Genomic DNA, 21,258 nt, shown 5'->3' with positions numbered 1-21,258 from the left:
AGCATGACCGCCGAAGCCCAGTCCCGTCCCGCCGCTGCCTCGGGCACCTTCGCCCTCGGTGGTGACCTACCGGTCACGCGCCTGGGCTATGGCGCAATGCAGCTGACCGGTGACGGTGTGTGGGGCGACCCGAAGGATCCGGATGAGGCCGTGCGCGTCCTGCGTCGTGCCGTCGAACTCGGTATCACCCTCATCGATACCGCGGATTCCTACGGTCCGTTCGTCAGCGAAACTCTCATCCGCCGGGCACTGCATCCGTATCCGGACGACCTGGTCATCGCGACCAAAGCTGGGCTGGCCCGGCCCCGTCCCGGCGAGTGGGTGCCGATCGGCCGCCCCGAATATCTGCGCCAGCAGCTGGAATTGAGCCTGCGTCATCTCGGCGTCGACCGCATCGATCTCTTCCAGCTGCACCGGATCGACCCGCAGGTGCCGCTTGCCGACCAGCTCGGCGAGCTGGCCTCGCTGCAGCAAGAGGGCAAGATCCGCCATATCGGCCTCTCCGAGGTGACCGTCGCTCAGCTCGACAAGGCCCGCAAGATCGCCGATATCGTCTCGGTACAGAACCAGTACAACCTCGCCAACCGCAGCGCGGAGGACGTACTCGAATACGCCGAGGCCAACAACATCGCCTTCATCCCCTGGTTCCCGATGGCCACCGGCGATCTCGCGCGTCCGGGTGGTCCGCTGGACAGCCTCGTGCGCGACGACGCCAGCCCGTCCCAACTCGCGCTCGCCTGGCTGCTGCGCCGCTCGCCGGTCATCCTGCCCATTCCCGGCACCTCCAGCGTGGCGCATCTCGAGGAGAACACCGCCGCCGCCACCATCACCCTCACCGACGACGAATTCGCCGCCCTGTCCGCGGTGAGTACCCCCGCAGCGGTTGGCGCCCGCGGTTGGCGTTCCTTGCTGCCGAAAGTGTCGCGCGGCTGAGGAAGCGCCGGGTCCCCGGGATGCGGCCGGGGACCCGGGAGTTGGAGCGGTCGCGCCGAGACCCGATGTGGATTCCGGCAGACGTGATCGCCTATGGCGGATGGCATAGTGCAGCAATCGGATCGACGAGAGCAGCATGATGTATGAAGCACAGATGGTGGCCAATGACGCCGCCTATTACTACTTGGCCCGCTCGGGCCGGGGCACCGACTGGCCGATGTGGTGGGCATTCGACAACAGCGACACACCGCTGACCGCCGCCGATATCGCCGACCACTTCGGTGCGCGGGCCGATCTGCTCGAACCGTTGCGCCGTCGGATCCAGGAGGTACCCGGCGGACTCGGGCACCCGTTCTGGGTGGTCGACGACAGTCCGATCGACGCCCACGTCGTCACGCATGCTGCGGCGCAACTGGATTGGGCGCAATGTCAGGACGAGATCGGGCGCATTCTGGCGCAGCCGCTGGATGCCCGGGTCAGTGCCTGGCAGCTGCACGTATTTCCGAACGTGACCGGTATCGCGACGCCGAGCGGCGTGGGTGCCGTTGTGCTGATGCATATCAGTCATGCGCTGATGGCTGGTCCGGCCATGACATCGCTGTCGGAGGCGTTGTTCGCCTCGGCGCCGTTGCGGATCGAGGGGCAGGTTCCGGCCACGCGGCGCCCGCGCCCGGCGCTCGCCGCCGTGGCCGGTGCGCTGCGCTGGCCGTCGCAGGCCTTGCGGTTCAACGTCCGCGTCCGGCGTGAGATGCGTCGGATCGCCCGTGAAAACGACGACAGCGGCCCGAACACGCCACCGGTCACCGCTACTGTGCTCAATCGCCGGATCGGGCCGGGACGCGCCATGCGGTCGATTCCGTTGGAACTGCGGGCCGTTCGTGCCACGGGGGTCACGGTGACGGCCCTCGGGCTGACGGCGATATCCCGCGCCATGCAGCGCTATCTCGAAAAGCGGGATGGCTCGTGTCCTGACGATCTCTCGGTATTGGTGACCGTCGCGGTGCCCGACGCGCCGGTGATGGGTGTCAATTGCGTCGGGGCCGCTGCGGTCGAGCTGGCCGCTGCGGAGCCCGACCTCGCCGCTCGTGCACGGGCGGTCGACGCCACACTTCGCGTGCGCCGCGATTCGCCGTCGGGTCGCCGGGAACTCAATCGACTCGGACTCATCGACTTGCTGCCCAGTCGCACCTACCGAACGCGATTCGGTACGCTCGCGCCCGCCGACCCTGACGCCCCGGCCTATGCACACACCATCCTCACCAGCATTCGCTGTGCGCCGACCGCCGAATGGTCACTGGCGGGCAAGCCGTTTCGCTTCGCGGGCATGCTGCCGCCGGTGTATCCGGAAATCGGTTTGGCGCATTCGTTCGTCGGCGCGGGCGACACCTTCACCGTATCGGTGGCGTGTGATCCCGAGATCGTCCCGGATCTCGACGACTACTGCGACCTCCTCCGAGAGTCGTGCCACGAAGTCGCAGCCGCCCTCGGTAACTAGTCCCGTGTCCAGATAGCTTCTGCCCGGGGTTCCGTCGAACGTAGTCGAATGGTGGTCGCCCACGGCGAATTCGACCGCCATATCACTACGCTCGGGCGAGCGGCCGGAGCAATCCGGGGCTACCAGGCCACCGGGAGGGCTTTCGGTCCGCGCACCAGCAGACCGGACTTCCACGGTACCTCGTCGACGGGTACGGCGAGGTGCAGGGTCGGGAACCGTTGCAGCAGCGATCCGAGCGCCACTTGCAGCTCAACCCTGGCCAGTTGTGCGCCGAGGCAGTGGTGTGCGCCGTGTCCGAAGGCCATGTGCGGGTTGCGTTCTCGGGTCAGGTCCAGGTCTTCGGGGTTGTCGAAGACGGTCTCGTCGCGGTTGGCGGCCTGGGTATTGACGAATACCGACTCACCGGACCGGATTCCGATACCACCCAGCTCGAGGTCCTCGGTGGCGATTCTGGGAAAGGAACCGCCCGCACCCAATTGGACGTAGCGCAGCAGTTCCTCCACCGCGCTGGGGACGAGTTCTGGTCTGCCGCAGAGCAATTCCCAGTGTTCAGGCTCGGTCAGCAGCACATAGGTGAAGTTGGCGATCTGATTGGCCGTCGTCTCGTGGCCCGCGATGAGCAAGCCGATGCCCAGGTTGACCAACTCCGCCTCGCTGAGCCGGTCCTCGTCATCACGCGCGGCGACCAGTGCGCCGAGCAGATCGTCGGTCGGCTGCTCGCGACGCTGAGCCACCAGTTCGGTGAGATACGCCTCCAGGCCCGCGCGTGCGGTGCTGATCTGTTCGCGGGTGTATGCGGTGGTGGACAGCACCGTATCGGAGAAATCCCGGAAGCGGTGCTGGTCTTGCGGTGGGACGCCGAGCATTTCGCAGATCACGGTGACCGGCAGCGGCAAGGCGAGCAACTGCACCAGATCGGCCGGCGGCCCGCATCGCTCGATTTCGTCGAGCCGCTCGTCCACGATCTGCTGGGCGCGCGGGCGCAACGCCTGGACCCGGCGGCCGGTGAACGCCTTGACCACCAGTTTGCGTAACCGCGTGTGCTCCGGCGGATCCATGCTGAGCAGCGAATTGCGGCGCGCGGGTTCCGGTGTGGTGCGCGGAATATCCTCGCGCTCGACCGCCGCGGCGCGACTGAATCTCGGGTCGGCGAGTACTTGTTTGACATCCTCGTAGCGGGTAACCAGCCAGCCCTCGCCGCCGTAGGGGAGTCGCACGCGGCTGATCGGCTCTTCTCGGCGCAACCGCGCGTAGAGCGGATCCATATCCAGGCGGACCGGGGTACCGAAGGGGAAGCTCCGTACCTCGTGGTCGACGGGCCCACCCGTCGCCCGACCGCCACCCCTCATCGAATCGCTGCGCGATGCTGTCCCCATCTGATCTCCCTTCCGCTATGCGGACGGTAGGTGCCCGAGCGATGTAAGCGAGTGCTTACAACTGATGGTAGGAAGGGGAGGTCGGCCCGTCAACGGATGAATCCTGTTATGTAGGTGGAAATTTCACATCCACCCGTTCCAGTAGCACCCGCGCGGCGCGCAGCACATGCTCGGCAACCGCGGCCGGATCGGCGCCGGCCAGCGGATCTCTGCGATGTACCGAGCGAACCAAACCGATGCCGAGCAGCCAGGCGAGCAGGAGATCGGCGCGCAACTCGGCATCGGGTCCATCGGTGAGTGTGGAAAGCGCGCTCACGTACTCGTCGCCCAGTTCCCGCCGCACCGCCGCCGCGCCCTCGTCATGTCCGCTCGAGCGCAGCGCGGCCTGTAGCCAATGTGCCTGTGCCGCAGAGCCGGTCGGCTCCAGCGCGCGTGCAAGTAGGCGGCCGAGCAATGCTTCGGCAGGTCCCTCCTCGAGCACGCGCCGACCACGGTCCGCTATCGACGCGCGGAACAGTTCGTCCTTATTGCCGAAGTACCGGAACAGCAGCGCCTGATTCACCCCGGCGCGTGCGGCTATCTCGCGTACCGTGGCGCGCTCGTAGCCGCGTTCGGCGAACAGTTGTTGTGCCGCCGCCAAAATGGCGAGTCGCGTTGCGGCCGCATCCCTTTTGCGGCCGACGGGGTCGTACTGATCAGACATGCACCCTCCGGTTGATCCCAGACAGTGCAGCGTAAGTCGCGTTCCCAAAAATGGGAACGGGGATTGTGCGGGCGGCGATGTTGTGGCGGTACTGTTCTGCCCTGGCACCGCTAAGAATTGGACCTCGATGTGGTGCCGGAGGCGTCACGATGCGGAAAGGCGTCGGTCGCGCGGCCCTTCGGGTTCCATTGCTCACCTCTTGTTCCCCCTTGCCGGGAGGTGCCGGGGAAAGCTGCCGCGACCTGCGATGGGTGCCGTTCGTGACCCCACTCCCGATTGCGGAATCTCGAATTCCGCAACGGGAGTGGGACACCGCCCCGCGCCATCGGAAGGACAATTGATGGATGCCTGCGATCGGCCGTTTCTTGTTTCCGCCGATGCCGATCCGCTCCTATCATTCGGTCAGCTGGAGGCGTGGGCCGAGACCGTCGCACGGAGTTTGAAGAAGAATGGCGTGGGTGTGGGTGACGTGGTGGTCGCCGAACTACCGAATTCGCCTGCCTTCGCCGTCGTAATGTCGGCCGCCTGGAATATCGGTGCGGTATTCGCGCCGGTTGATCCGCGGCTGAGTGCGCGGGAGAAACAGCAGATTTTTACACTGGCTCGGCCCCGGGTGGTGGTCGCGTCGACCCTCGCTTCGATCGATTCGCCGACGCTATTGTGGCGCAACCCGTTCGAGCCCCCGGCACAGCTGGAATGGATCCCGGCCCCGCCTGCGCGCCGCGGGGGCTGGATGCCGACGGTGCCCGCACCCACGGTGCACGAGGACGACCGGCTGATCCTGTTCACCTCCGGCTCCACCGGAGCGCCGAAGGCGGTGGCACTGTCGGAGGCCAATATCGCTGCCGGAATCGCCGCTGTCGCAGACCATTTCGCACTCACACCGGACGACCGCACTATCGCACTGCTGCCGTGGGCACAGAGCCACGGCCTGTTCGCGAACCTGATGGCGACACTGCGCAGCCGGTGCACCATGGTGCTGCCCGCCGCGGGCGAGGCGCGCCAAACGCACCGGCTGCTGGATGCGGCGGCGCCGACCTGGCTCACCGTGATGCCGATGCAGCTGGCCGGTATCACCGCGGGACTGGTGGCATCGCGAAAGCGGGCGCGCGGCATGCGTTTTCTGCGCACCGCCTCGGCCCCGCTGTCCCGTCTCGCGGCCGAGCGCGCGGAACGGCTGCTCGACTGCCCGGTCGTGGAGGCCCTGGAGCTCGCCGAAACCAGCCATCAGGCGGCGGCCGATCCGCCGTCGTGGGAGCGGGTGCCCGGGACGGTCGGTACCCCGACCGGCGTCGAATTCCGTCTGGCCGGTGACGAAATCGCGGGCGGGCGCGAACTGGAAGTCCGCGGCACCGCACTGTTCAGCAGATATGTCGGCAATCCCGCCGCCACCGCTGCGGCCTTCACCACGGACGGCTGGCTGCGCACGCGTGACGTGGCGCGCCGGGAAGAAGACGGGCGCCTGCGAATTCTGGGGCGGCTCAGCGAAATCACGCACCGCGGCGACCACGCGGTGGCACCGGTCGATGTGGAGGCCGCGCTGGACGAACATCCCGATGTCGTCTCGTCACTCGCGACGCGGGTGCCGCATCCGCATCTCGGTGATGACGTCGCGGCCGTCGTCCAGTTGCGCGAGGGTTCGCAGACCACCAAGCGCGACATCATGCGCCACTGCCACTCCCACTTGGCCGAGCACCAGATTCCGGGCCAGCTCCGTCTGGTGAACCGGCTCCCGCAACTGCCGAACGGAAAACCCAGCCGTCGCATGGCGGCACAGTTGTTCGAGGTCGGCTGAAAAAACCGACCGGACGGATGAAATATCCTGTCCTGCACGGCTTTACCGCGGCGAATTCCGACTGAAGCATGCCTTTCCGGCAGGTTTGGGTCGAGCTCGGAAGCTTGTCGAAGCGGACATCATCTTCGCCATAGCAACGGCCGTCGGTGGGCAGCCCGCACAGGGATCGGCTTCCTCGGCCGAGGACCACCGACGGTAGTCGAATTGTGGCTGGTCAGTCAGCATCGAACCACCATTCGACTACCCTCGGCGGGCTTCGGGCCGCCGCAGCGCCACATCTGTACCTGGCGGTAGCACCGGGCAGTGGGCCACGATCAACCTGCGGCCGCGGTTATTGCGAGGCGCTAGAAGGTCGGTATCGCCTTCGACGGCGTGAGGGTGCTGCTGCCGGTCCAGTATTCGGGCAGTGCCATCTTCTGCAGGATTCCCGATGCCGCCGCGAAGTCTTCGGCTTCGGCGGCCGCCAGGTACTCCCGACTCAGATGCACATTGATGAACCTGTTCATGAGCGCGGCGCGCTCTCGGGTCACGGTGCCGGTCAGGGTGGGCAACGTATTCCCGGTGCCCGACACGACATCCCGAATGGCGTGGATGACCGGCTCGGTGGGGTTGTCGAAGTAATCGCGCAGGAACTGCTGCTCCGGCGCAGTGAAGCTGCTGAACTGCAGATCGGGATCGGCGAAGCGACGCTGTGCGAGCCGGTGCGCGGTTCGCCTGAACAACGCGACATTGGCCGGCGTCTCGCCCAGTTTGAGCACACCGAGCGAGGCAATGGCCTGCCCGATGTGCTTGTCGCCATCCCACATATTCGGCCCCCAACTCGTGCGGTAGTTGTAGGCCTTGATGGCGTTGGTCCGCAGTTCCTTATCGTTGAATCCGGCACTGAACAAAGCTGCTTCGGCATCGCCGAGGCTGGCCCCGCGGTCGATCACCCGATCGATCGCGACGGCGGCACCCATCGGTGTATGGCCGTAAGTGGCAGCGGCCGACCTGGCGGAGTCGATGATCTGCTCGCGGGTGCGGTAGTAATTGCGGATCCAGCCGAAGCGATCCGCCTCCACCGCCATCCGCATATTCGCCAGCTCTGCTTGCTGCCGCATCCCGGCGCGGGAGCTCAACGGTGATCGTTTGCGGCCCATGAGGTATTCGGTTACCGGCGAGGCGTTGACCGTGTTGATTGCCGCGAGTGCGGTCACAAGCCGCTGGCTTCCGGACATGCCGCCGCCCGACCCCATCATGGGACCCCCGCCGCCACCACCACCGGCCGGGGCGGCATGTCCACTCGCGAGCACACCACCGATCCGACCCGCGATGCGGCCGGGTGCGGCGGCAAGATTTCGGCTCATCCGGCGCAGCAAGACGATCCCGACGAGCATGAACGACCCACCGATGAAGATCACCGCGATGCCATGACCCTGCGCCTGTTTGAACACATCGCCCAGAACGAGAGCGTAAATGCCGAGATAGACGGTGAAGGCGATCATCTTCCCGGTCGAGACGAAGGCATCGACCAGATTGCGCACCAGGAAGGTCTGGCTCGGTCCGTAGACGAATCCGCCTGCGGCGAATCCGAAGATGGCCATGAAGGCGTGATAGATCGCCTCGGCCGCGGCCACCACGATCTTTCCGGAGAGGTATACGCCGAACATGAGCAGCACGGCGGCGAAAATCAGCAATAGTAGGCCGGTGCAGATCTGACCCGCATTGGGATTATCGGCCTTGGTATAAGCCGCGATGTCACCGCAACGCTTCATGCCGCTGGCGACCTTGTCATCGCTACCGGCCGCAACTGCGGCCGACCATGCGGCGCGGCAGGCCGGTGATTCATCCACCACATGGCCGAAGTTCCACACCTGCAACGGATATCGCACGAAGTTGTCCGCGAGCGTGCCTTCGATGGAAGTGACGACCGCATCGGTATTCGGGTTCGCTTGGCCGTTGAGACCCGCGGCGACCGCGACACCGACGTCGCGGCCCTGCGCGAGCAGCCCGTCCGAGGACAGCACATCGGCCATCGGATGCGCCAGGTACGTCACGCCGAATAGACCGACCGCGAGCATTGTCACGACCTGAAGAGTGGCTTTGGAGAAGTGTCCGCGTATTACGAACCAGGCGACGAAGAATGCGCCGATCGATACCGCCAGTGTCAGCACGATCGGCGTGGCGATTTGGCCGGAGAGGGTGTCTGCGACCCGCGTCAACGGCTGTGCGATGAGGTCGAGCCAACGGAAGCTCACCACATAGCGGATCACCCAGATGCCGGTGACCTCGGTGGCCATGAACCCGGCGAATTCCAGATCGAGAATGGTCGATAACGCCGCATTCCCGGGGTGCAGGACATTGCCGTGGTTCGTAGTGAAAACGTAATTGGCCAGCGGTACTCCGGATGAATCCCGGACCTCCATCCAGCCGATGGCATCGATCGTCGAGGCCCCGGTGGTATCTGTCCGCGTCTGCGCCGTCGCCACCGCACCGACCGTCATCGGAATAACGAAGAGTGCGAATACGGCGAACAGCAGCCGGGCCGCTATTCGGCGCAGCCGAGTTGCGCCGATCCAGTGCCCGCATCGGCGCAGCACCGCACGCGGCCGCCAACGCGCCGTATCCCAGAACTCCAAGTCCGACAACGCATTCGGGCGATCCGCCCGGTCATCTCTGATCCGCTTGCCAACGAGACTATCCGATCGCCCGAACACGCATACAAACATAATTGGTGGTCGAACACCGAAAACCCTTTGGGATCAGGGTGATTCGTATAAATTCGTATGGAAATCCGCGCGACTGTTACCGACAGCACATCGAATTGTTTTGGGCAGAATTCGATATCAGCTCGGCGGCAGTTCGGAATGTCTGGCGAAGGCCTGATCGATCAGCTCCGATGTGGCGCGCGTGGCGATCAGCCGCGCGATGGCCAAATCCGATTCGAGTTTGGCGCGGTCCTTCGGTGTGCGCCCGGACTGTTCGTAGGTCTGGCCCGCCAGGAAGTAGAACAGCTGGGTCGCATACTGATCGGCGATCTGATTGCAATCGGCTCTGAGTCGCTCGACCAGTTCGAAGGCGTCGCGCGCGGAAATACCCGCATCGACGAGTCGGGTGGTCAGGTCGCCGCAGCGCGGATTGGTCACCCGGTAGGCCTCGTGCGGATCGCCGCTGGCGGCGAGCGCCTGCTGCACGTACTCCGGAAGCTCCGGGGGCGTCTGTCTGCGCTGCGGCCGGGGGGAGCCGGGCGCGGCGACCGTCGTCGGCTCGGAGAGGGGCTGGTCGTTGACACCGAGCACCTCCGCCAATCCGTCACCGCGATCCCAGGCCTCGAGCAGTTCCCGAATCCCGTTCAACTTCATGCCCCGACTGAGCAGACGACTGATCGTCTGCAGTCTGTTGAGATGATCCGACCCGTAATAGCCGATGCGCCCTCGGACATCGGGGGACGGGAGGAGTCCTCGTTCGTGGTACACGCGGACGCTTCGCACGGTGGTATCTGCCGCCCGCGCTAGTTCGTCGATCGTGTACTCGGACTCAACAGCCATATCCATAGGAAACCACAATTCGCCCCAAGCGGATGGCCCGCGAACAAATGTACCGTTAACTAACGATACGCCAAGATCACATGTTGGTCAACGTGCCGTTAAGTAGCGGCAGAAGCGATTGCTCGCTGACGAATCGTGAGTTAACGTTCGTGGACCAGCAATCATCGCTGGCCCTTCCGGGGACTGTTGAGCAGCCCTGATGACCGCCCGACCAATGGGCCCGCACAACGGAGTTGGCGCGCCCTCGGCATCCCCGGAGACGGCTATGAGCATCACGCAATCTTCTACCCTCGTCGTGGAAACCGTTGTGACAGCGAAGGTTTCAACGCTGCCCAACGGGTCCGCCCATCGGCCGCCCTGCGCGGACGGTCCCGACGACTGGGATCTGGACGTCGGCACTCCGGACTCGTGGCGCGCGGCGATGCGAATCTGCGAGAGCTGCCCGGTCTTCGCGAAATGTGAACAGTTGGCGCAGACGCTCATCGAGCGCGGCACCGGCCCCCGCGCGATGATCTGGGCCGGAGTTCCCTATGACAGTGCGGGCAAGGTCGTCTCTGACCTGGACCGCCATCGCATCACCCCCATCGACCACAAGCGGCCGCTGCGGATCATCCGAACCGGCTCGCGTCCGGCCCCCGCCGAACCCGCTCCGGCAGCCCCGCGCCGTCACATCGTGCTCGGCCGGAGGCTGGAACCGACCGGAACCGGCGCACACTGACCTATGCTTCGTCCACTGTTCACGACGGACTTCATTCTGGCGGTGTGTAACTCATGACGATGTTGGCTCTGGAGATCGGGTCGGGCGGATTCGCGGTGAGTCGGGTGGCCGACGACGTCGGCGAGGACGAGATCCGGCGTGCCCCGATCCCGGCCCGTGCGGCCTGGGATAGCTGCCGTGACCTGCTGGTCGAGGTCGCTGGTGGCGAGGATGTCACCCGGGTTGGAATTGCCTCCGCTGGCCCGCTCGATATGGCCGCCGGTGTTGTTGCACCGCCCGGTATCGCCGAGTGGCGTGCGGGTTTCGCCATCGTGGAGGCGGTGCAAAAGCTGTTTCCGGGCGCCATCGCGCGGCTGGCGCTCGACGGCGTCTGCCTGGGCTTGGCCGAGCGTAACTTCGGTGCGGCGAACGATGTGCTCGACGCCTTGTCGATCATGGTCTCCGACCGGATCGGCGCTGGTGTCATGGTCGGTGGTTTTGTCGTGGTCGGTCGGACCGGAAATGCCGGACACCTCGGTCATGTGCTGGTGCCGGGCTTCGATGAGCTCTGTGAATGCGGAGGACGTGGCTGCCTGGAGGCGGTGGCCGGCGGAATTTCCGCGGTGAATTGGGCACGCGCGCAAGGCTGGCAGGGCACCTCGGTCGATGATCTGGTCGGTCAGGCGCGCGCCGGTGACGAACTCGCGGATGCCGCGCTGAGCCGGGCCGGTACGGCGCTCGGCCGCGCGATCGCCTCTGTTGCCGCACTGCTCGATCTGGACCTGGCCGTCGTCGGGGGCCCGCTGGCGGCACCGGAGACTTCGCTGTGGAAAGCACTCGGCGCTGCCGTCGCAACCCACGCTCGACTCGGCTATCTGACCGGATTGCGGGTCGTGCCATCCGAACTCGGCAAGGTGGGCGTGCTGGCCGGTGCCGGTGTACTGGCCTTGACGGCAGGCGAGGGCTAGCCAGTCGCGGGGCGGGCGGGGAATTACGGCCTGGGACCAGCGCGTTCGTCGCTGGTCCCAGGTCTTGTGCTGCGATTTGCCGCCGCGCATGCGAACTCCCCTGAGCTGTGGGAATTCTGATGTCTATACACGCGTTCTTAAGCGGACGTTAAGAAAGGACCGCTCGGTGAACGTCGAGTGGCCACGTGTTGCAGACTGCATCTGATGTCGACATCTGTAAACCCGTTGAACGAGCCGTTATATAGCGGTACATTATCCGTGTCACACACAGGTGGCGGCTTCCGACGAACGGTTGGTACGGGCAGTGCGATGACAAGTGGCGCAGTAAATCCTTGGATAACGATCGAGACGTTGACGCCCGAAGCGATGTCGGTGGCTTCGGTGGGGGACGCACCGCGTGGATTCGCCGACTGGCAGCGAGTGCTGCAGCGGCTGATGGCGCGCACCCCGGCGCTCTACGACAGCCTCAAAACCCGGAGCCTGATCGATGCGATCCGGGCGGCGCGCGACGAGGCCGAGGACGTGGATCTGACGCTCGCGACCGGTTCGGGTCCGCACGCGCTGCGGATACGACCGGTGTTCGGGCCAGGTGGCGATGTGCACGCTGTGCGTTTGTGGATGGGCTACGCCGCGGCGACCTGTCCGGAACTACCGCCCGCGGTGGGGGCGATCTGGGACCTCGATACGCAGACCATTCAGCAGCCGATCGGTGCGACCCGGCTGACCGGGAACTCGGCCGAGCAACATGTGCCGGTGATGTCGATCGCGGAGTTGTTCCATCGGATCTCGGCCTTCAATCGACATGCCGAGGTCCTGGATCTGCTCTACAGTCCGAAGGCCGGGGACAAGCTTCAGTTCGAGGTCACGGTTACCGATGGGCCCGAGCGGCCGGGGCGGTGGCGGATCAGTATCCGGGCCCGCGACGACGCTCGCACGCACGGCGCGTGGTTGTTGATCGAGGATGTCACCTCGGACAATGAGCTCTCGGAGTGGCCGACCCTGGAGCGGGTCGGATTGCGTGAGGCCCACCGGCGGGCCGGAACCCACCTCGCGATCGTCCAGACCGAACGCGCCAGCATCTCGCATTGGCTCACGGATCCGGCTCCCTGGATTCGATGGGACTATCTGTTCCGGCCGGTGGACGTCTTCCATCCGGATGACCGCATCCGTTTGATGGCGCTGAGCGATCGGCTGCAGTCCGGCGATACGGCGGGTGTCACGGTGCGAGCCCTCAACTACGGCGGCGGTTACACGCCGACGTCGCTGCTGCTCTATCCGTATCCGGGCTATCCGAGTCGGCAACTCGCGATCGCCCAGCTCGTGCGTGTCGCCGATGACATGCCGATGCTGGAATCCGGGCGCAACGCGCTGGAAACCCCGCAGGGGCAGGCGCCGATCGGGTACGACGATCAGCTGCAGTATCGGCTCGCACATCGCTTGAAACGTAGCCCTGTGTACTGACCCGCTGTCCCCATTACTGGGAACGATGACGGGGGCTGGAAATGATGGTGCTCTCTACCATTTTGGGAGTGCGGACAATGGTTGGTAGATCGACGGATTCGGGCGATGAATTACTTCGCCGAATGGTCGCACGCCGCCGCCGCGACAATGTGATCGTCGCGGTGCTCGCGGTGCTGGCCGTACTGGGTGGTGGGCACGCGATCCTCGATTTCTTCGCTTCGGATCCGCCGCCCCCATCCGACAGTGCGACGCCCGCGACCATCGGCCGCGCGCAATTGGCCGGTTCGTTCGCCCAGCAGTTCATTGTGACCTACTTGAGTTCTGTTGCCGGACAACAGGATCGGCTCGGTGAATATGTCGGAGCCAGTGCGCAGCAGATCACGCTGCCCTCGACGGCCCGGCAGGTATCCGATCCTGCGGTGGTGTACGTATCGCGCGTGGGGAGCTTCGACACACTCGAGGTCTGGTCGGTGACCGTATCGGTCAAGGTGGGTAAATCCGCTCCGACCGCCAGCAGTGCTTCCGGCACCGCGACCGCCAACAACAGCGCCGGCGCGGACACCCGCCAGTTCTATCGGGTCGGGGTATCGGTTCTCAACGGTCGACTGCGGGCACTCGCGCTGCCCGCCCTTGTCGAGCCGCCCAGCCGAGGTGCCGACCTGGCGCAGGCATACTCCTCGCCGTGTACGGCGGATACGCCGCTCGCGCAAGTGGCTTCGGGCTTTCTGGCCACCTATCTCACAGGCAATGGCGACGTAGGCCGGTACGTCACTCTGGACGCCGGCATCGCCGCGCTGCGCCCGGCTCCGTTCACCGCCGTGGAGACCGTCGCGGTCACCTCGGACGACAACAGTTGTGGCACAGCGCGTACGCACGCGCAGGTGCTCGTCACCGTCAATCCCAAGGCCGACGGCGGGGCGGTCGCGACGCTCGCCTATCCGCTGACCATGGTCCGCGACGGTGGCCAGTGGCAGGTGCAGTCGGTCGATGCCGTACCCGCGATGACCAACCCGCCTGCCGTGATCGCCGACCAGCAGAACTCGCGCGCAAGTGCGCCAAGCTCGACGACCTCGCTGCCGTCGACGACGGTGCAGATTCCGCGGGCTACCCAGAACTGATACGAAAGAGGCACGGCCATGGGTAATTTGAGCGCCATCCTGTACAACATCCTGATCTTCGTCCGCTGGGCGGGCCTGATCGTGATCACCATCCTGAGCATGGGTGTGCTGATATCCGAGGCGGCCAAATCCAAGCTCTCGCCCGCGAAGATCCTCGCCGTCGCCGGATCGGCGCTGCTGGCCGCGGTCCTGTTCTGGATACTCCCGACACTGGTCAACTACGCGCGCACCGACTCCAACATCGTGGTCCCCGATCACCCCATCGGTGGCTATCGATGAGTCAGCAGGTGATCAAGGTCTTCACGCCGATCAAGCGGGTTCCCACCATGATCGGCAAGGCCCAGAACGGGCAGAAGCTGCCCTTCGGGCCGTACACGCTCCCGCAGGTCGCGGGAGCAGTGGTGTTGATGGTGATCACCTCGGTATGCGCGATGGTATTTCCGGTCAATCCGGCGGTCAGTTTCCTGGTGGGGCTGGTGCTGACGATCGGAGTCGTCTTCGCCATCGGGCTGGTGCCCTATACCGGTGTGCGAATGACTTCCCGGGCGTTGTGGGTGGGGCGGCTCATCGTCTTTCGCAAGCCGGTGTCCGCATCAGGTATGCCGGTCCACGCCGATTCGGCGCGTCACACCATGTTCATCGAAGAGTCCGTCGTCCTGGTCCTGCCGGATAGTCCGACAAAGGCAGTGCAGAGCGCGAAACCCGATATCCGGTTGGTCGATGTGATCGGTGTCGGCGGCAGCGGGACGGACCTGCGCAACTGGATCAACGGCAACGGTGGCCCAGCATCGGAAGGGAGCCGCTGAATGGCGTTCGGACGAGATATACAGCCCACCGCCGCGATTCGCGGAAATCTGCAATTCACGCACTCGGGTCTGGTCACCGCGACCTACTTCATCAATCCGCTCGGCTACGGATTGCGCAAGGCGAGTGACAAATATGACGTGAAGATGGCCCACCATGCGCTGATCAACAGCGTGCCGAGCGGTTCATTGCTGCTCGGCATCCAGGCGCGGCTGAATACGATCGATGTGTTGACCAAAATGGTGGAGGGCGTCGATCTCGACGAGTGTGAGGATTATGCCGACGAGGTGGTCGCCTCGTATGAGCGAGTCCGTGCGATCGCACCGCAGACCCGGATCTTCCTGCTGACAATTCCGGTTGGCACGGCGAACTCAGGTATTTCGGCGCTGTCGCGGATGTGGCGTGGCAGCACCACAACGATCGACGCGACCGCCATCTCACGCGCGGACCTGGATGCCTACGACGATAAGGCGAACGAGATCCTGTCCCGGATCGGCGGCGATTTCGATCCGATTCCGGTGCCGGCCGCGCTTTTCCAGTGGCTGTGGGAGCACTACCTGTCGCGCGGCGCGGCGGGCGATCCGGTGGCACCGACCCGGGTAGGTGCGCTGGACGACGCGACGGCGGCGGTCTTTTCCTCCGCGGCGCTGGACGAGGGCGCCCAAGCCGACAGCAACCGGCGGATTAGGCCATCGTTCGTTCCGGTGATCAAGGTCGTTCAACCGGATTACGAGTATCGCCCGTCCTATCAGGCGATGCTCACTCCGCATTCCTTCCCGTACGCGGGCATGCGTTTTCCCGGGGGCAGCGAATTCCTGAATGTGCTCGAGGGCCTCGGCGACGTCACGGTCGACTGGGGGATGCGGGTGTCGACCAAGCCCGCGGATCAGGTGCTGAAGAACAATGAGCTGAGTCTGCGCCGACTCGGTGAGCAGATGGATCAGCGCGACCAGGAGGTGTCGTTCGCGCAGAACACGCTGACCTCGAAGGCACAGATGCTGGGCGAATACAACCAGCATTTCGAGGTCAACGGCGGTGAGTCGGAGGTGTCCTTCACGACCGTCATCGCCATCGGTGGCCCTTCGCGTGAGGTCACGATGGATGCGGTAAATAACCTCAAGCGCCGCTACAAGCGATTCCAGGTCGACATGACGGCCCCGCTCGGCACCCAGGTCGATCTGTGGTCGATGCTGGTCCCGGGCAGTCCGCCGCGGCGCGCGTTCGATGATTTCGCGCATATCGTGCCCTCGGATATGTGGTCAGGTTTCGTCCCGTTCATCACAAGTCAGATCGGCGACGACAGTGGCCCGGTGATCGGGATCAACCTTTTGTCCGGTCAATACGAGCCGATCCACTTCGGCATCATGGAGGCCGCACTGCACGATCTGTCCGCTTCGTTCGCGGTCACCGGTGAACTCGGGTCGGGCAAATCCTATTTCCTGAAGCTCATGGCGGCGCTCGTACACGATATGGGCGGGCAATTCCTGGCCATCGACCGCAGTCAGGTCGGGGAATGGGCGCATTTCGCCGCGGCGATCGATAACGCCGTCGTCATCGATTTGGCGAATCCAACGGTGTCACTGGACCCCCTGCGCATGTTCGAACCCAGAATCGCCGGCGAGCGTGCGCTCGACTCGATCCTGCCGCTGCTGGATCTGTCGCCGACCTCGGGTGCGGGCGCCGCCGCGAGCAATCTGCTGACCGCCCGCGGCATTGCCGAACATGGCATCCGCAGTTTGCTGGATTTGTTCCATGTCGTGCGGCGACTGCGTGATCAGCCCGGCCATCAGGAGGAGTACGCCGACTTGGCCGCGCGCCTCGGCACGGTTGTCGAGCGTGTGCCGGTGCTGTTCGACCCATCGCTGAAACCATTGCGACTCAATGCCGCCGCCACGGTCATCCGCAGCCACCAGCTCGCGCTGCCGACCGCGGAAGAGCTCACCACCCCGCATCTGTACAACCGCTTGCCGCTGACGAAACGACTCGGAACCGCACTCTACGAACTCGTCGGTGTCGCTGCCCGAGAGGCATTCCTCACCGATAACGGCAGGTTCGGGCTGCTGGTGGGTGATGAGGCGCACCACTTCACACAGACCCAGGTCGGATCCGCGGTCACGTCGGACTTCAGCCGTGACGGCCGTAAACATTTGGCTGCGATAGGGCTGGCCTCGCATGATCCGGCGACCGACTTCCAGGGCGCTGCGCACAATCTCATCCCGAACCGGTTCGTTTTCCGCCAGCGCGACGAGACCTTGGCGCGCAACAGTTTGGAATGGCTCGGCGTCGATTTGGAGGAAGCGCCGTTTTTGCTGCAGGTCTTGCGCGAGGAGACCTCCCCGCCGGTCGGTACCGGCCGTCAGGTGCCCGAGGAACGCCGCGGTGAGATGTTCATGCGCGACGCGCTCAACCGGATCGGCCGCGGCAAGGTGCTCGGACCGGCTCGGATCGATCGAGCCACTGCGATTACCAGCACGCCGACTTCCGGAGTGGCCGCGCGTACCGCTGCTGCTGAGAGACAGGCAGTCCGGTGAGATTCGGTACCGGTCGCGATGATCGACGAGGATTGTCCGACTTCGGAATGACGGAAGAATCGGAGCTATTCGATCCGGTTCGATGGCGCCCGTCAGCAATATTCCGGCGATGTCGCGAGTGGATCGGCGCGACGCGCCGTCGGCGCTGGACCACATGGACGATTATCGCTCTTGTCGTGCTATTCCTCTGTCCGGGCATCATGGCGGTGCTGGCCACGGCGGAAACCAGCACCGGGACAGTGTCCGCGCCTAATAGTGCGCTGAGCTGGATGCGCGTCAAAGATTCCTCGGGTGTGGAACTTTCGAGTTACCTGTTCGCCACCAATCGCGGCGGTGTGCTGAACCCGGGAAATCTCGTAATGTCGTTCCTGATCATCGTGCTGTTCGCCATCTGGCTTGTCATTACGGTCACCGCGATCTGGCTGCCCACCGATACCCTGGACTTCGGGTGGCTGACCGTCGTCAGCAAGCCGCTGGAGGGTGTGGCCCACAGCCTGTCGGGGCAGATCGCGACACCGATCATGCTGCTGACTTTCGTGGCGATCGGCGCGATTCCGGTTGGCGTATTCATTGTGCGCGGCTATTTTTCCAAGGCCTCGATGCAGGTCGTGATGATGGTGGGGGTAGCGATACTCGGGCCGCTCTTCTTGGCCGAGCCGCTTGCGGAGGTACTGGCGCCGGACGGACTGCTGGCGCAGGGGCGGAATCTGGGTATTTCGGTGGCGGCCGGTTTGAACGGCAATAGCAATCCGAATCCGAATCAATTGATCCAGACGATGCAGGCCGATATGGCGGACAACTTCGCGCGAAGTCCGTTGCAGGTGTGGAACTTCGGGCATGTAGTCGACGACCGGGCGTCGTGCCGGGCGGCGTGGTCGGCCGGTGTCATGGCCGGTGACGAGGACCGGGTCAAGAACGGGATGAAGTCGTGCGGGGACAGCGCCGCCTATTCGGCGGCCGATAACCCGAGCGTCGGTCAAATCGGCGCCGGAATCCTACTGCTGGTGTCGGGTACGGTGCTATTGCTTTTCGGCGCATACCTGGCCATCAAGGTCATCTGGGCCGCGCTCGATTCGATCTACTACGGATTCATGACGATATTCGGATTCGCCGCGGGCGGATTCGTATACGGGCCGACGCAGACGTTCACCATTCGGTGTGTAGTGCACGGATTCGTATCTGCCGCGCGTATGGCCGTATTCGTCATATTCCTCGGCGTCTATGAGCTGTTTCTCGGCGATCTGTTCCGGCAGGCGCGCGGCCAGGTTATGTCCGTATTCGTCATCGTAGCGATCGTGGAAATCGTCGCCATCTTCCAGTTGAAGCGACTCAACGCGGGTCTGGAGAAGGGTAACGACTGGATTGCGAACCGGTTCGCGCTGGCCATTCAGAATGGCGGAGCCAGAGCCGGGGCGGGTGGCGGTGGTGGTGGCGGGACCGCTCTCGGTATGGGGCAATTCGGCACGAGCCACAAGATGGGGGGTATGGGGTTGATGGCGCTGATGGGTGGCGCGAGCACGCTTGCCAACTCGCCATTGACCGAATGGATGATGATGGGGCTGCCCGGATCGTTCCACCCGCAATCCAGGCTGAAGAAGGCAATTACGAAAGCACAGGGAGGCGTATGGGCCGAGGACGGGCGGTTCGGTGGACGATTCGGCTGGTATTCACAGTCGTATCAGAACCGCGAACTTTTCGCGGCCAATGCCCGCGAGGAAGCTGAAGTATACGGCGGTTTGGACTCGTTCCTGGGCAACGCCGCAGCGGTGCAAGGCGTTGTCGATGTCGGTGGCACTGCGGCTGATTCGTTCGGGGCCATGTTGTCTGGCGGTGCCAGGAACGAGAAACGAGCCCGACTTGCGGCGCGCTCGCGTGCGACTATCGGCCAGGCTGCTGCCAACGAACCGCTCCAGGATCGTGACCTGGCGTTCTTGGCCGCTGCTTTGCGGCATACCCAGAATTCAGCACGCATGCTGATCAATGGCAACGGCTCTGCCGAGGAGGTTGCCGCCAATATGGGGACGCTGCAGCAGGCGGCACGGGAATTCCGTCGGGTCAGGGCGGGTGGTGTTACTTTGGCTGACAACAACAATCCTTATTATTCGCATCTGAATTACGTCGAGCAGTATATGAGAGATATCGCCACGGATCCTAATTTGGCGCGATCGAAGATGGAAGCGCTCAATGATGTGATAAACGGAAAAACGTCCACGAGCGCCGAATTTCGCAGATTGCAGGCTTCTGGTGTGGACGAGACGACGGCAGATCGTATGAAGCAGTGGATTATGAACGAGCATGCCAAGAAATCGCAAGCCGCTACTAACGCACTAATTCGTAACTCGGCCGATCCAGAGGCAATCCGTAAGCTCCGCGACCAGGTCTACCAGGCCGTCCGCTCAGAACATTTCGGCTCGGGTCGATCCGGAGATTTATCGAATACGGTGACGCCACGCGGAACGAATGCAGCCGATCCGAGGTGGATACCAGCAATGACGGAGGTCCGCAGGCTGCTGGGGAATTAGGTCTGCGTTCGTGAGAAGGTAAAGTCGCTCGTCCTGTGTGGAGAGGTATTCGATGATCGGACGTCTCATGTTCCTCGCCATGATTCCAGCTTGGGCGTGGTTGTTGCTGGCGGTGATGTCCGGACTCGGCACGCTTCTCGTGATCATGGTGCTTGTTGTCGGCGGCACCACCTCGGCCATCTCGGCTGATCTGCACTATCAGTGCGACAGCGCGGTAGGTCCCGACCCATCGCAGACCGAGACCACCGCACCCCGCACGACCGCTGCCTCCGGTTCGGGCACGGCCGCTGCGCCCTCGACCGCACCTACCGCCAACCCGTACGCGGAATTGACTGTGGCACCGGATGATACGACCGCCTCCGATTGGCAGCGCGCGTGTGCGAGTGCGATCCACACCGCGCCGTATCAATTGCCGCCGCTGCAGACGACCATGAGCGGATTGCTCGGAGACTGTGCTCGCGAATTGGCCATCAATCACGCGCTGAAAGCGTCGGCGGGAAGTGCCGACGGTGCGCCGAGTGGTGCCTCGAGTGCGGCAGGGCTGACGCGGGATGTGATCTATCAGGCCTCGGCCGCCGCGGTGACCGGGCATTGCGATCCGACGGCGCAACCACCGGACGACACCGAACCCGTCGCACCGCCCACGAGGGGTACGTCCGCGCAGCCTGGATCGGCGGCGGCCGCGTGCGGGCAATCGTCGAGTATCGGGAAGGCGGTGATCGTGCTTCCGAAAACCATCGCGGCCCAGGCCGCATGCGGGCAGCGGGTCGATCCCGCCGCCGTGTCGGAGGGTGATCTGGTCTTCTGGGATTACCGCAGCAACGCGCCTACTCGGACCGGAATCGCCCTCGGCGCAACACAAGTCATGACTTATGATCCATACTCCGGACGGTTCGTCGAGCAGTCGATGCCGACCGGCCGCGACGTCCGCGTCAAGCGAGTGCTAGGGGGTGGGTCGTGACTAGCGCCGAGGTCTGGCCTGCGGATTATCAGGTCGAAGTTGTCGATGAGCAGACCGAAGGTGCTGGCGACGAGGGGGATTCACCATCCGGTCCGGTAACGCCGTGGTCGGGAAAGCAAGAGCAAAAGACCAAACCGCGCACCGGCACCGGCCCGGCGAATCCCGGAACCGGTACGTCGCCTGGGCAGAACGGTTCTTCACCGGCACCAGCGCAGAATGGCGCACCCGCTACACCGCAGGGGCAGGCGGGGCAGGGCGGGTCCAGTCCGGGTTCGGGTGCGGTGCCGCAGGGGAATGTTGTGGTGCCGCCGGGTCAGGCGGCGGGTCAGCCGGGGCAGGCGCCTGCTGCTCAGCCGGGGCCGCAGGC

Annotated in this window: 16 protein-coding genes and 1 pseudogene; 13 read left to right on the top strand and 4 right to left on the bottom strand. The window is 64.5% G+C overall.

Annotated elements, in window-relative coordinates; genetic code table 11:
- Positions 1–3: 3 nt before the first annotated feature.
- A complete protein-coding gene (locus tag ACZ60G_RS38410; protein ID WP_465816793.1) occupies positions 4–933 on the top strand; it encodes an aldo/keto reductase in 930 nt (309 codons plus the stop codon).
- A gap of 136 nt (positions 934–1,069) precedes the next feature.
- Positions 1,070–2,428: a wax ester/triacylglycerol synthase domain-containing protein gene (locus ACZ60G_RS38405; protein WP_465816791.1), complete on the top strand. Its 1,359-nt coding sequence runs from the start codon at positions 1,070–1,072 to the stop codon at positions 2,426–2,428.
- A 119-nt stretch (positions 2,429–2,547) separates the two neighbouring features.
- Here the strand turns inward: ACZ60G_RS38405 and ACZ60G_RS38400 are convergent, their stop codons facing one another.
- Entirely contained in the window at positions 2,548–3,804 is a 1,257-nt protein-coding gene (locus ACZ60G_RS38400; RefSeq protein WP_465816789.1) for a cytochrome P450, read from the bottom strand.
- Between the two features lie 106 nt (positions 3,805–3,910).
- Complete coding sequence (locus tag ACZ60G_RS38395; RefSeq protein ID WP_465816787.1) at positions 3,911–4,507, bottom strand: TetR/AcrR family transcriptional regulator; 597 nt, start codon at positions 4,505–4,507, stop codon at positions 3,911–3,913.
- A gap of 340 nt (positions 4,508–4,847) precedes the next feature.
- Here ACZ60G_RS38395 and ACZ60G_RS38390 point away from each other — a divergent pair, with 340 nt between their 5' ends.
- On the top strand, positions 4,848–6,302 hold the full coding sequence (locus tag ACZ60G_RS38390) for a class I adenylate-forming enzyme family protein (RefSeq protein ID WP_465816785.1): 1,455 nt from the start codon (positions 4,848–4,850) through the stop codon (positions 6,300–6,302).
- A 344-nt stretch (positions 6,303–6,646) separates the two neighbouring features.
- On the opposite strand, the gene ACZ60G_RS38385 is transcribed toward ACZ60G_RS38390, so the two are convergent.
- Together ACZ60G_RS38385 and ACZ60G_RS38380 are read right to left on the bottom strand one after the other, a co-directional pair.
- The gene (locus ACZ60G_RS38385) at positions 6,647–8,998 is read right to left on the bottom strand and encodes a hypothetical protein (protein ID WP_465816783.1); all 2,352 of its coding nucleotides are present in this window, start codon (positions 8,996–8,998) and stop codon (positions 6,647–6,649) included.
- Positions 8,999–9,127: 129 nt separating this feature from the next.
- Positions 9,128–9,829 carry a MerR family transcriptional regulator gene (locus tag ACZ60G_RS38380; protein ID WP_465816781.1) on the bottom strand — a complete coding sequence of 234 codons (702 nt, stop codon included), beginning with the start codon at positions 9,827–9,829 and terminating at the stop codon, positions 9,128–9,130.
- Between the two features lie 265 nt (positions 9,830–10,094).
- Here ACZ60G_RS38380 and ACZ60G_RS38375 point away from each other — a divergent pair, with 265 nt between their 5' ends.
- The 10 genes and pseudogenes from ACZ60G_RS38375 to ACZ60G_RS38330 all read left to right on the top strand — a co-directional run.
- Positions 10,095–10,547, top strand: coding sequence for a hypothetical protein (locus ACZ60G_RS38375; protein WP_465816779.1), 453 nt, complete (start codon positions 10,095–10,097; stop codon positions 10,545–10,547).
- Between the two features lie 53 nt (positions 10,548–10,600).
- The gene (locus tag ACZ60G_RS38370) at positions 10,601–11,494 is read left to right on the top strand and encodes an ROK family protein (protein WP_465816777.1); all 894 of its coding nucleotides are present in this window, start codon (positions 10,601–10,603) and stop codon (positions 11,492–11,494) included.
- Between the two features lie 309 nt (positions 11,495–11,803).
- Positions 11,804–12,955 carry a GAF domain-containing protein gene (locus tag ACZ60G_RS38365; protein WP_465816775.1) on the top strand — a complete coding sequence of 384 codons (1,152 nt, stop codon included), beginning with the start codon at positions 11,804–11,806 and terminating at the stop codon, positions 12,953–12,955.
- A gap of 122 nt (positions 12,956–13,077) precedes the next feature.
- Positions 13,078–14,073, top strand: coding sequence for a conjugal transfer protein (locus ACZ60G_RS38360; protein WP_465816773.1), 996 nt, complete (start codon positions 13,078–13,080; stop codon positions 14,071–14,073).
- Between the two features lie 18 nt (positions 14,074–14,091).
- On the top strand, positions 14,092–14,352 hold the full coding sequence (locus ACZ60G_RS38355; protein WP_465816771.1) for a hypothetical protein: 261 nt from the start codon (positions 14,092–14,094) through the stop codon (positions 14,350–14,352).
- Positions 14,349–14,879, top strand: a complete 531-nt coding sequence (locus tag ACZ60G_RS38350; protein WP_465816770.1) for a hypothetical protein — start codon at positions 14,349–14,351, stop codon at positions 14,877–14,879. The genes ACZ60G_RS38355 and ACZ60G_RS38350 overlap by 4 nt, the downstream gene beginning before the upstream one ends.
- On the top strand, positions 14,880–17,408 hold the full coding sequence (locus ACZ60G_RS38345; RefSeq protein WP_465816768.1) for an ATP-binding protein: 2,529 nt from the start codon (positions 14,880–14,882) through the stop codon (positions 17,406–17,408). It abuts the gene before it with no gap.
- A gap of 47 nt (positions 17,409–17,455) precedes the next feature.
- The gene (locus ACZ60G_RS38340) at positions 17,456–19,930 is read left to right on the top strand and encodes a hypothetical protein (RefSeq protein ID WP_465816766.1); all 2,475 of its coding nucleotides are present in this window, start codon (positions 17,456–17,458) and stop codon (positions 19,928–19,930) included.
- Positions 19,931–19,982: 52 nt separating this feature from the next.
- Positions 19,983–20,891, top strand: a complete 909-nt coding sequence (locus ACZ60G_RS38335; protein ID WP_465816764.1) for a hypothetical protein — start codon at positions 19,983–19,985, stop codon at positions 20,889–20,891.
- Positions 20,888–21,258 (top strand): annotated as a pseudogene (locus ACZ60G_RS38330) (hypothetical protein); the annotation flags it as partial. The gene ACZ60G_RS38335 and the pseudogene ACZ60G_RS38330, both read left to right, overlap by 4 nt.

This window comes from Nocardia sp. NPDC102475, assembly GCF_055584605.1.
This window is presented reverse-complemented; position numbering and strand designations above follow the sequence as displayed.

What these genes read in the sequence shown, in the direction of transcription:
- ACZ60G_RS38380 (WP_465816781.1), bottom strand. Translation starts at nt 9,829, where the DNA reads ATGGCTGTTGAGTCCGAGTACACGATCGACGAACTAGCGCGGGCGGCA.
- ACZ60G_RS38360 (WP_465816773.1), top strand. Translation starts at nt 13,078, where the DNA reads ATGGTCGCACGCCGCCGCCGCGACAATGTGATCGTCGCGGTGCTCGCG.
- ACZ60G_RS38400 (WP_465816789.1), bottom strand. Translation starts at nt 3,804, where the DNA reads ATGGGGACAGCATCGCGCAGCGATTCGATGAGGGGTGGCGGTCGGGCG.
- ACZ60G_RS38410 (WP_465816793.1), top strand. Translation starts at nt 4, where the DNA reads ATGACCGCCGAAGCCCAGTCCCGTCCCGCCGCTGCCTCGGGCACCTTC.
- ACZ60G_RS38355 (WP_465816771.1), top strand. Translation starts at nt 14,092, where the DNA reads ATGGGTAATTTGAGCGCCATCCTGTACAACATCCTGATCTTCGTCCGC.
- ACZ60G_RS38390 (WP_465816785.1), top strand. Translation starts at nt 4,848, where the DNA reads ATGGATGCCTGCGATCGGCCGTTTCTTGTTTCCGCCGATGCCGATCCG.
- ACZ60G_RS38405 (WP_465816791.1), top strand. Translation starts at nt 1,070, where the DNA reads ATGATGTATGAAGCACAGATGGTGGCCAATGACGCCGCCTATTACTAC.
- ACZ60G_RS38365 (WP_465816775.1), top strand. Translation starts at nt 11,804, where the DNA reads ATGACAAGTGGCGCAGTAAATCCTTGGATAACGATCGAGACGTTGACG.
- ACZ60G_RS38335 (WP_465816764.1), top strand. Translation starts at nt 19,983, where the DNA reads ATGATCGGACGTCTCATGTTCCTCGCCATGATTCCAGCTTGGGCGTGG.
- ACZ60G_RS38370 (WP_465816777.1), top strand. Translation starts at nt 10,601, where the DNA reads ATGACGATGTTGGCTCTGGAGATCGGGTCGGGCGGATTCGCGGTGAGT.
- ACZ60G_RS38340 (WP_465816766.1), top strand. Translation starts at nt 17,456, where the DNA reads ATGACGGAAGAATCGGAGCTATTCGATCCGGTTCGATGGCGCCCGTCA.
- ACZ60G_RS38350 (WP_465816770.1), top strand. Translation starts at nt 14,349, where the DNA reads ATGAGTCAGCAGGTGATCAAGGTCTTCACGCCGATCAAGCGGGTTCCC.
- ACZ60G_RS38345 (WP_465816768.1), top strand. Translation starts at nt 14,880, where the DNA reads ATGGCGTTCGGACGAGATATACAGCCCACCGCCGCGATTCGCGGAAAT.
- ACZ60G_RS38395 (WP_465816787.1), bottom strand. Translation starts at nt 4,507, where the DNA reads ATGTCTGATCAGTACGACCCCGTCGGCCGCAAAAGGGATGCGGCCGCA.
- ACZ60G_RS38375 (WP_465816779.1), top strand. Translation starts at nt 10,095, where the DNA reads ATGAGCATCACGCAATCTTCTACCCTCGTCGTGGAAACCGTTGTGACA.